7 protein-coding genes and 3 pseudogenes are annotated in these 10310 nt (G+C 60.8%); 8 read left to right on the top strand and 2 right to left on the bottom strand.

Annotation, left to right across the window (positions count from 1 at the left end; genetic code table 11):
• Positions 1-660 precede the first annotated feature (660 nt).
• From sapR to HWY30_RS39695, 8 genes and pseudogenes are all read left to right on the top strand, one after another.
• Complete coding sequence (gene sapR, locus HWY30_RS39730; RefSeq protein ID WP_090806728.1) at positions 661-1539, top strand: sap1 transcriptional regulator SapR; 879 nt, start codon at positions 661-663, stop codon at positions 1537-1539.
• A 34-nt stretch (positions 1540-1573) separates the two neighbouring features.
• The gene (ddpX, locus tag HWY30_RS39725) at positions 1574-2137 is read left to right on the top strand and encodes a D-alanyl-D-alanine dipeptidase (protein WP_090806730.1); all 564 of its coding nucleotides are present in this window, start codon (positions 1574-1576) and stop codon (positions 2135-2137) included.
• 64 nt (positions 2138-2201) lie between these two features.
• Entirely contained in the window at positions 2202-3809 is a 1608-nt protein-coding gene (locus HWY30_RS39720; protein WP_090806732.1) for an ABC transporter substrate-binding protein, read from the top strand.
• Positions 3810-3864: 55 nt separating this feature from the next.
• Positions 3865-4935 carry an ABC transporter permease gene (locus HWY30_RS39715; protein ID WP_090806734.1) on the top strand — a complete coding sequence of 357 codons (1071 nt, stop codon included), beginning with the start codon at positions 3865-3867 and terminating at the stop codon, positions 4933-4935.
• 64 nt (positions 4936-4999) lie between these two features.
• Positions 5000-5914 carry a nickel transporter permease gene (gene nikC / locus HWY30_RS39710; RefSeq protein WP_090810170.1) on the top strand — a complete coding sequence of 305 codons (915 nt, stop codon included), beginning with the start codon at positions 5000-5002 and terminating at the stop codon, positions 5912-5914.
• Positions 5904-6794 (top strand): ABC transporter ATP-binding protein, encoded by an 891-nt coding sequence (locus HWY30_RS39705; protein ID WP_090806736.1) that lies wholly within the window; start codon positions 5904-5906, stop codon positions 6792-6794. Before nikC ends, HWY30_RS39705 begins: the two co-directional genes overlap by 11 nt.
• Complete coding sequence (locus tag HWY30_RS39700; protein WP_090806738.1) at positions 6791-7573, top strand: ABC transporter ATP-binding protein; 783 nt, start codon at positions 6791-6793, stop codon at positions 7571-7573. Before HWY30_RS39705 ends, HWY30_RS39700 begins: the two co-directional genes overlap by 4 nt.
• A gap of 305 nt (positions 7574-7878) precedes the next feature.
• A pseudogene (locus HWY30_RS39695) lies at positions 7879-8500 on the top strand (IS6 family transposase); the annotation flags it as partial.
• Positions 8501-8515: 15 nt separating this feature from the next.
• Here the strand turns inward: HWY30_RS39695 and HWY30_RS39690 are convergent.
• Together HWY30_RS39690 and HWY30_RS39685 are read right to left on the bottom strand one after the other, a co-directional pair.
• A pseudogene (locus HWY30_RS39690) lies at positions 8516-8883 on the bottom strand (family 1 encapsulin nanocompartment shell protein); the annotation flags it as partial.
• Positions 8876-9932: pseudogene (locus tag HWY30_RS39685) on the bottom strand (Dyp-type peroxidase). The pseudogenes HWY30_RS39685 and HWY30_RS39690, both read right to left, overlap by 8 nt.
• Between the last annotated feature and the right edge of the window lie 378 nt (positions 9933-10310).

Here is a 10310-nt window from a genome sequence, read left to right as displayed (position 1 = left end):
CGCCGCGGGCTGATAGGCTGGAGGGTCTGACTCATGGCTCTGCTCCCGTTGAATGACGAGGCGGATTGCCTCGCCGATCAACATGAAAACAGAGTCGGTTTCCCTTCCGTTACCACTACCCAAAGCCGTAGCCCATTACCGCGCGAGCGGTTTAGTCCATTGGCCGATCGCGGACTAACAACAGTATCAGTTCGGCGCCGGCATCCGTGGCGCCCAATAGGAAAGAAGTTTGCGAAGCAGCGTGACCGGACGTCGCGCCGCACACTCCGGCGAAATGTGCAGTTTGCCTCGATACCGGATTTATTGCGACGGCTCCGCGATGGCCCCGGACATAATGAGCAAGCGTACGTGAGGTCGAGCGCCTGGCGGTCCGCTACCAGACATCGGATGCTATGGTCCCTTGCTTGGGTTGACGCAATCCGCCAAATTCAGGGTGCTAGCTGTGCCCCATCAATCAATGAGGCCCTCCATAATTGTCCCACCACCGTAACGGCGAACCGAAGTGAATTTCCTTCAAGTGCGAGACCAGGTCTGACAAAAGCTATGAGACAGTCGCAGCCAATTGAATTTTTAAGCTGGCGCTGAGTTTATTGGTTTTGTTAGATGCATGTCATTGATTGAGAAAACGACAGGCAATTAACCAAACCCACATGCACTGACATGCCGACCGCTTTCGCACAAACCGTCGAAGCCCACTTTACCGAGCTTACCCCCACGGCCAAGCGCATCGCCAGTTACATGCTGGCGAATCTCGAACGACTCGGACTCGAGACCGCTGATCAAATTGCGCAGCAGACGGCCACGAGCGGAATTTCTGTGGGGCGTTTTCTGCGCAGCGTCGGCTATCGCAACCTCGACGACCTCAAGCGCGAGCTGCGCGGCGCACAAGCGCGCCCGTGGATGATTACCGACCGGCTCGACGAATACCGGCGTGTGTCCGGACAGTCCGGCAACACCGCGCATAACGGCGAGAACGGCGCCCTGACCCGCTCGCTAGAACTCGAAATCGACGCGATCCGGCATGTGTACCAGTTGGCGCAATCGCCCATGTTCGCCCGCATCGCGGAGCGCATCTCCAATGCGGATGCCGTGTATATCCTCGGCATCCAGTCGACGCGCGGCATCAGCAACGCGTTCTACAGCTACCTCGAATACATCCGTGCGCGCGTGTTCTACTCCGACGGTATGTCCGGCTCATATGTCGATTCGCTGAACTCGGAGTTTGCCTCACCGTACCTCGTCATTACCGATACGCGCGCCTACTCGATGATCGCGCGCCCCTACTGTGAAGCCGCGACACGTCGTGGCGTGCCGTTCACGCTGGTCACCGACATCTATTGTCCCTGGGCTCGCGAATTCGCCTGCGACCTGTTGCAGGTCAAAACCGACGTCGGCCAGTTCTGGGACTCTCTGGCGCCGCTCACCTGCCTGTTCAACCTGCTGATTACCGCGATCGTCGCGCAACTGGGGGCCGCCATCGACGAACGCGTCGCGCGCAATCGCGAGCTGCAAGGCGAATTTAACCAGTTCGATCTCTGAACCCTCTCATATCCGGCATCGTACCGCGCCCTCCATGACAAGACCGCGACTCATCGAAATTACCGCCGCCACACATGGCGTGGACATCGACCTCGTCTATGCCACCGAGCGCAACCTGACCGGCAAGCCCATCTACAAGATGGCTCACTGCCTGCTGCTCGAACCCGCCGAAGCCGGTTTGCGCAAGGGAGTTGAAATTGCCCGCGGCGCCGGCCTGACAGTGCGGATTTTCGACGCCTACCGTCCGCCCCAGGCGCAACAGGTGCTGTGGGATTTCCTGCCCGATCCCACCTACATCGCTGAGCTTGGCCGTGGTTCGAACCATAGCCGCGGCACGGCGATCGACCTGACGCTGCTGGATGCCAGCGGCAATGAACTCGACATGGGCACGGCCTTCGACGCCATGACGATCGAGTCCGAACACTTCCATACGGGCCTGCCCGAGCACGTGCAGCGCAACCGCCTGTTACTGCTCGGCATCATGCACGGCGCCGGTTTTGCGCACATCAAGAGCGAATGGTGGCATTACGAGCTGCCAGGCTCCCGTGCGCTGCCGCTGATCGACAACAGCGAAAGCGGTCCGTTGCATCTCATGTAGTGGCGTTCGATCTCTCCATCCGTTGTTCCCTGACAGGCTCTACCCCATTCCTTATGGAGCGGCAATGAAACTGGTATCGCGCAATGCACTGACGGCGGCAGCGATCGCCTCCGCCTTGACCTTGTCGTTCACAGCGGCCAGCCCCGCTGCGGCGGCGACGCCGAAAGACATGTTCGTCATGGCCACGCTCCTCGACGAATTCACCACGCTCGATCCAGGCGAAGTCTACGAGCTGGTGCCGGAAGAATATGTGGCGAATACGTATGACCGGCTGGTGCGGGTCGATCTGAAAGACCCGTCGAAGTTCAACGGCGATGTCGCACAATCATGGACCGCGAGCCCCGACGGCCTGACCTTCACGTTCAAGATCCGTTCGGGTCTAAAGTTCCACTCGGGCAATCCGTTGACCGCCGACGACGTCGCGTGGTCGATCCAGCGCACCGTCCTGCTCGACAAAGGCGCGGCGGCCGTGCTGCAAGGCATCGGCCTGACCAGGGACAATGTGCTTAACAACGTAAAGAAGGTTGACGACACAACCGTCAGTGTGACGACAGACCAGAAATACGCGCCGACGTTTGTCCTGAACGTACTCGGCGCGTGGCCTGCATCGGTGGTGGACAAGCAGTTGCTGCTCACGCACCAGAAAGGCAATGATTTCGGCAACGACTGGCTGCGCACCAACGAGGCCGGCTCCGGCGCCTACAAGCTCGTCAAATGGACCGCCAACGAGAGCATCGTACTGCAGCGCTTCGACGGTTATCGCTTACCGCTCGCGATGAAGCGTATCGTGTTGCGTCACGTGCCGGAAGCATCGAGCCAACGCCTGCTGATCGAGAACGGCGACGTCGATGTGGCGCGCAACCTGAGTCCGGACGATCTCGTCGCACTGACCAAGTCCGGCAAGGCGCATGTGACCGCGGTGCCGCAAGCGACGCTTCTGTACCTCGGCCTGAACGTCAAGAATCCGAACCTGGCAAAACCGGCAGTCCAAGAAGCGATGAAGTGGCTGATCGACTATAACGGTATCCAGAGCAACGTCGCTAAAACCACCTACAAAGTGCACGAAACGTTCCTTCCGGAAGGCTTTCTCGGCGCGCTGAACACGAACCCTTACCAGCAGAACGTCACGAAGGCCAAGGCGCTGCTGGCAAAAGCCGGGCTTCCGAATGGCTTTTCCGTGACGATGGACGTGCGTAACGGCTACCCGTACAGCGAAATCGCCGAAGCCGTGCAGGCCAATCTTGCGCAAGGCGGCATCAAGGTTCAGATCATCCCCGGGGACAACAAGCAGACGCTTGCAAAGTACCGCTCGCGCTCGCACGACATCTATATCGGTGAATGGTCCGCTGACTACATCGACCCGCACAGCAACGCCCAGGGCTTCACCTGGAATCCGGACAATTCCGACAAGTCGGCCTACAAGATGCTCGCCTGGCGCAACTCGTGGGACATTCCTGGCCTGACGAAGGAGACCAACGCCGCGCTCGCCGAATCGTCGACAGCGAAGCGCGCCGAGTTGTACCAGACGATGCAGAAGCAGATGCTCGCGAACTCACCCTTCGTGATCATGTTCCAGCAGGTCTCGCAAGTGGCCGCGCGACCGGGCGTGACGGGACTCGAGGTGGGTCCGATCAACGACCTCGTGTCGTATCGTGATCTGAAGAAGCAGTAACGTTTGCGGCGAAGGCGATACTGTCCAGGCTTCGCCTTCGACCGAGGAACTCATCATGTCGACTCCCTTCACGACTTTCGAGCGCATGCGCGCGCTTTCAGCTGAAAGCGCCAGCGTGCGCTGGACCTTGCGCCTCGTGCGCTGGATCATCACGCTCGTGATCACCTTCACCGGGTTGCTGGCGGTCACGTTCGTGATTGGCCGTAAAATTCCGATTGATCCGGTGCTGGCGATTCTCGGCGATCGCGCGTCGGCGACGGCCTACGCGGCGGCGCGTCTCCAGCTCGGGCTGGACAAGCCGCTCGCCGTGCAGTTCCTGATCTATGTGCGCGATGTGCTGCATGGCAACTTCGGCATGTCGCTACTGACCGCGCATCCTGTTATCGAAGACATCCAGCGTGTGTTTCCCGCGACGCTCGAACTCGCGACCCTGTCGACCATCATTGGCGTACTGATCGGTGTGCCGCTCGGGGTGATTGCCGCCGTGCGCCACAACCGCTGGATCGATCACGTCGCGCGCTTTGTCGGCCTCGTCGGCAGTTCGGTACCGGTGTTCTGGCTCGGGCTGATGGGCCTGCTGCTGTTCTACGCGAAGCTGCACTGGGTAGCGGGTCCGGGACGCGTCGATCCGGTATTCGACGGGATGGTCGATACGCACACAGGCAGCCTGCTCATCGATTCTCTCATGGCGGGCGAATGGGACGTGTTCTTCAATGCGTTCTCGCATATCGCCCTGCCTGCTGCCATTCTCGGCTACTACTCGGTCGCCTATCTGAGCCGCATGACGCGTTCGTTCATGCTCGAGCAACTCAGTCAGGAGTACATCACCACGGCACGTGCGAAAGGCTTGCCCGAGCGCCGGGTGATCTGGCGTCACGCCTTCGGCAATATCGCCGTGCCGCTCCTGACCGTGATCGCACTCACGTACAGCTATCTGCTCGAAGGCTCGGTGCTGACCGAAATCGTCTTCGCCTGGCCCGGTATCGGTTCGTATCTGACGGGCGCCCTGCTGAACGCCGATATGAACGCCGTGCTTGGCAGCACGCTCGTGATCGGCGTCACGTTCATCGCGCTCAACCTGTTGACCGATGCGCTTTATCGCGTGTTCGATCCGCGCGCCCGCTGATGTTCCGGAGATTTCCCTCGTGCTTCCCCCAACCGATCAATCTATGCAAATGCAGGACTGGCCGATGAATGCCGTGCCCCGACGATGGAAAGACTGGCTGCTGAGTGACACGCCCGCGTCACGCAAGCAGGCCGCACTCGGCCTCGCTTACCGGCGCTGGCGACGCTTCGCGGGCAACCCGCTGTCGGTCTTCGGCTTGGTGATTCTGGCCTTGCTGATCATCATCGCGGCAATCGGGCCGCTGATCGCACCGCACGATCCGCTGCAGCAAGTCCTCTCCGACCGCCTGCTGCCGCCGGGTTCGCCATCGCACTGGTTCGGCACCGACCAGCTTGGCCGGGACATCCTCTCGCGTCTTGTCTACGGCTCACGGCTCACGCTTTCGATTGCGATTCTCGTCGTGGTGATCGTGGTTCCGGTGGGCCTTTTGATCGGCACCACTGCTGGCTTCTTTGGCGGCTGGGTGGACAACGTGCTGATGCGGATCACCGACGTGGCGCTCGCGTTTCCGAAGATCGTGCTCGCGCTCGCTTTCGCGGCCGCGCTGGGATCCGGTGTCATCAACGCGGTGATCGCCATTTCGATTACGGCCTGGCCGGCCTATGCACGCCTCGCGCGGGCGGAAACGCTGCGGCTCGTGCAAGCCGATTTCATTCACGTCGCGCGCTTGCAGGGCGCGTCGCGGATGCGCATCCTCCTGCGCTATATCATGCCGCTCTGCTCGTCGTCGGTGATCGTGCGCGCGACGCTCGATATGGCCGGCATCATTCTCACTGTCGCGGGTCTTGGGTTCCTTGGCCTCGGCGCGCAACCGCCGAGCCCCGAGTGGGGTTTCATGGTCGCGTCGGGCCGCAACGTGCTGCTCGATTCGTGGTGGGTGGCCACCATTCCGGGCTTTGCCATTCTGCTGGTGAGCCTCGCCTTCAACCTGCTCGGCGACAGTCTGCGAGACGTCTTCGATCCGCGCCATGGAGGCTGACGTGCCAGCCGTTACGACCCAACCCCTGTGTGAAATCGACGACCTGCGAATTGGCTTTCGCGGTCATGGCGGCGAATTGACCGAAGCCGTGCGTGGCCTTTCGCTGACGCTGCAGCGCGGCGAGCGGCTTGGCATCGTCGGCGAATCCGGTTCTGGCAAATCGCTCACCGGGCGTGCGCTACTCGGCCTGCTGCCGCCTGCGGCGCAATGCCATGCGAAGGCGATGAAGTTCGACGGTCAGGATCTGCTGGCAATGTCGGTGCGAAAGCGCCGGCAACTGTGCGGCCAGCAGATGGGCATGATCCTGCAAGATCCGAAATACTCGCTCAACCCGGTGATGACCATCGCGCAACAGATGCGCGAAGCGTTCGAACTGCACGGTTCGAAGTTCAGCCGTCGCGAGATGCGCGAGAAGATCATCGAGGCGCTGGCAGCGGTGCATATCCGCAATCCGGAGCGTGTCGCCGATGCCTACCCGCATGAGTTGTCGGGTGGCATGGGGCAGCGCGTGATGATCGCCATGATGGTGTCGTCCGGACCGCGTCTGCTCATCGCCGACGAGCCGACCAGCGCGCTCGACGTGCTCGTCTCGATGCAGGTGCTCGGGATTCTCGACGCGATGATCGAAAAGCACGACACAGGCCTGATCTTGATCAGCCACGACCTGCCCCTTGTAATGTCGTTCTGCGACCGCGTCGTCGTGATGTTTGCGGGACGTGTGGTGGAAACCTGCGCGGCGCGCGATCTCGTCCACGCCCAGCATCCCTATACGCGCGCCCTGCTCGCGGCGAATCCACCGCTCATCAATCCGCCCGATGAACTGCCCGTGCTGAAGCGGGACGCAGCATGGCTCACGCAATCGGCAGGAGAATCAGCATGATTGATGTTAACGCCCTGACGGTCCGCTTCAGGACCAAAACCGGTGACTTCGACGCAGTGCGCCAGGCCAGCTTTCATGTCGACGAAGGAGAAGTGTTCGGGCTGGTCGGCGAATCGGGTTCCGGCAAGTCGACGATCCTGCGCGCGTTGACGGGCCTCGCGCCCGTCGCTGGCGGCCATATGAAGATCGGCTCGCACGTGCACGGAGAGAAGATCGACCGCTCCTTTCGACGCGACGTACAGATGGTTTTTCAGGATCCGTACGGCTCACTGCATCCGCGTTTCACAGTCGATCAGACCTTGCGCGAGCCCCTGACCATCAACGGCATCGGCCGGCAGGAAGAACGCATTGTCGATGCGCTGCGCGAAGTCGGGTTGGGTCCGGCGTATCGTTTCCGCTATCCGCATCAGTTGTCGGGGGGGCAGCGGCAGCGCGTCGCGATTGCACGGGCGCTGATTGTCGAACCGCGCGTGCTGCTGCTCGATGAGCCGACGTCCGCGCTCGATGTGTCCGTGCAGGCCGAAATCCTCAACCTGCTGCGACGGCTTCATCGCGAACGCAATCTCACAATGATGCTCGTGAGCCACAACCTGGCGGTGGTCGGCTTTCTCTGCTTGCGCGTCGCGGTCATGCGTAATGGCGAGATTGTCGAGCAGCGCGATATCGCTTCCATTCGAGCGCAGCAGGTCGAGCACGAGTACACGCGCAGCCTGCTGCTCGCGACCACGGGCTACCGGCGCAAGTCGGCCCGGGCAACTGGAGCGGACACGCTGTTATAAAAGCCAGTAGCGGCGAGGAGTTGTCACCGATCCTGCCCGTCGTCCTGCCTTGTGATTGGTTCAAGGCAGGCGCGTCCGGCATTTCCACTCGTCTGAACGAAACAGTCCAGAAGCAATCTCAAATGAGGCGACCATTAAGCTCAGCATGTGAGCTTCCAGAGGATCTTGTCCGGTTGAGGAAAGTGTCAGGCGTGTCGGACGCGTGTCGCCTGACAGCGTCCTCATGCTCGCATGGGCCCGGTCTGGTTCTGTCGCAACAAGGCGTTGAGGTAAAATTTGGCGGACGGAAATTGCTGACGACCACGATGGCCAAGACGACGAAGACGCCGCGCAAGACGTTGCTCCCTGGCATCGCCAAGGTGCTGAAGCGACTGCACTATCCACTGGATGTGATGCTGTTGTGCGTGCGGTGGTACGTGGCATACTCGCTGAGCCTGCGAAACCTTGAGGAAATGATGGCAGAACGCGGTGTCGAGGTGGACCATTCGACGATACACCGCTGTCATCAAGCTCGTGCCGTTATTCGAAAAAGCGTTTCGCCAACATAAGCGACCGGTCGGCAAGAGCTGGAGGATGGATGAGTCCTATATCAAAGTGAGCGGCCAGTGGAAGTATCTGTACCGCGCGGTGGACAAGGCCGGCAATACCGTCGATTTCCTACTTCGAGCCCATTGCGACAAGGCTGCCGCCCATCGCTATTTCGAGAAGGCCATCGAGCGGAACGGGGAGCCGCAGACCATCACCGCGGATAAGAGCGGTGCCAATCTGCCCGCCCTGCAAGCCATCAACGCCGACCGGCAAACGCCCATCAAAATCCGGCAGAACAAGTATCTCAACAACATTGTCGAGCAGGACCATCGCGCCATCAAACGTATCATCAAGCCCACGATGGGCTTCAAGGATTTTCGCTGCGCCCGCCTCGTCCTGCCATTCTTATCGCGACACAACCCGCCCGCGAGCCGCAGCTTCGAAGACTGCGCTGTCCTCGACGAGTGCCGGCGCGGGCTGCCAGTCGCCGTCGTTCGAGCCGCGCTCCACGCTATCGTCGCCTCGCGCTGCAGCGTGAACGGCATGCTCAGCTGCACCAATTGCTTGACGTCGCAGAGCTTCGCCGACACGCCTTTCCTCGGCGCCGCGACGCTCGTCTGGTGCCCCGTTCCGATGGCCGCCGGGGCCCTGCCGCCCGGGCTTTTCACGTCCACGACGCGCCGCCCCGCGACGGAGCGCTTGAAGGTGCGCGCCACTTCGGCTTCCATCTGTTCCCATGCGTCCTCGGAAATCAGCGCAAGCTCGCGATGCAGGTTATTCATATTGTGAAGTTCCTTTAAGTGAGCCGATGTTCAATGTTCCCCTGCGGCTTGTTTCATTTGATGGCGGTGCTGGACGGCTGAGATGACGTCGACGCCGCCGCAGAGCCTCTGCCCGGGAGCGCGTCGAGCAGATCGGCGGACGGCACGAAGAAAAGACCGCCCGTCACTGCGCGGCTGTAGTCGAGCAATCGGTCGTAATTGCCCGGCGGGCGACCGACGAACATGTTTTCCATCATCTGTTCGATCGGCGCGGGCGTGCGCGCATAGCCGATGAAGTATGTCCCAAACTCCTTTGCGCCAGGACGGCCGAAGGCCATGTTGTGCCGCAGGATCTTGATCTCCTGGCCGTTCTCATCGATGGTCGTGAGCGAGCTATGCGAGCACGAGGGCTTCACAGCCGCGTCTAGTTCGACGTCGGACAGCTTCTTGCGCCCGATGATCTTTTCCTGTTGCTCCACCGTCAGGCCATCCCATGCATCCATATTGTGAAAGTACTTCTGCACAATCACATAGCTGCCGCCCGCGAACTCCGAATCCTCCTCGCCGATGATCGTGTGGTTCGGGGCGCTTCTCCCTGAAGGGTTCTCCGTGCCGTCGACGAAGCCCACCATGTCGCGCAGGTCGAAGTAGCGAAAACCTTGCACCTCGTCGACGACCGTGACGGCGTCGCCCAGTTTGATGAGCAACTGTGACGCGAGCTCGAAGCATAGATCCATGTGATCCGCGCGGATATGCAGCAGGATGTCTCCGGGTGTGGCAATGGCGCGGCGCTCGCCCGATCCGACCTCGATGAAAGGATGCAGCGACGCGGGACGCGGCGCGCCGAAAAGAAAATTCCACGCTTCGGAACCGAAGCCGCACACGCAAGAAAGGTTAGCGGTAGGCGCGCGCGTGCCGACCGCGCGGACCAGCGCGGCAATGTCGCCGCACCATTCACGCACGGTGTCGGCTGGGCCTTCGCCGCGCGCTACCGTGAGTGTGAGGAAGATCGCACTTCGGGAAATCGGATCACAGACGGCTTGTGGTTCGGGAGTGTCGTTGTTGGGCATCTGAAATTTATTTGATTACGCCAAGGACTCGCTCACCCGAGGAGTCACGACGGCATTCATGCAACGGCGGACCGCGATGGACTCGAAATAATGCTGGATTTCGTCACCCAAGCAAGCCTCGCCCCGTGCGCACATGGCCGACCTAAAGCAAGAACGTTGGAATATCTCGTTCATTAAAACCGGGACGACCCGAAGCGGCAAAACCGGCGCACGCGCTTCCGACAGATTCTATTGCTTTCACCGCGGCCATGGGTCACCCGGTAGAAAATTAGCAGGCACGACACCATTAGTACTACTGTGTCACATAACTAATTGCGCGCCCTATTGTCGTACAGGAGGAGAGCCATCGTTGCATGAGCCTTAGTCCAAGCAGGATGC

The organism is Paraburkholderia tuberum STM678 (assembly GCF_902833905.1).
GTDB classification, from domain to species: Bacteria; Pseudomonadota; Gammaproteobacteria; order Burkholderiales; family Burkholderiaceae; genus Paraburkholderia; species Paraburkholderia tuberum.
Note: the sequence above shows the minus strand (reverse complement) of the source record. Positions and strands in the feature narration are given on the sequence as shown.

Excerpts from the sequence above, each read along its gene's own strand:
- sapR (WP_090806728.1), top strand. The coding sequence starts at position 661 with ATGCCGACCGCTTTCGCACAAACCGTCGAAGCCCACTTTACCGAGCTT.
- HWY30_RS39720 (WP_090806732.1), top strand. The coding sequence starts at position 2,202 with ATGAAACTGGTATCGCGCAATGCACTGACGGCGGCAGCGATCGCCTCC.
- HWY30_RS39700 (WP_090806738.1), top strand. The coding sequence starts at position 6,791 with ATGATTGATGTTAACGCCCTGACGGTCCGCTTCAGGACCAAAACCGGT.
- nikC (WP_090810170.1), top strand. The coding sequence starts at position 5,000 with ATGAATGCCGTGCCCCGACGATGGAAAGACTGGCTGCTGAGTGACACG.
- HWY30_RS39705 (WP_090806736.1), top strand. The coding sequence starts at position 5,904 with ATGGAGGCTGACGTGCCAGCCGTTACGACCCAACCCCTGTGTGAAATC.
- ddpX (WP_090806730.1), top strand. The coding sequence starts at position 1,574 with ATGACAAGACCGCGACTCATCGAAATTACCGCCGCCACACATGGCGTG.
- HWY30_RS39715 (WP_090806734.1), top strand. The coding sequence starts at position 3,865 with ATGTCGACTCCCTTCACGACTTTCGAGCGCATGCGCGCGCTTTCAGCT.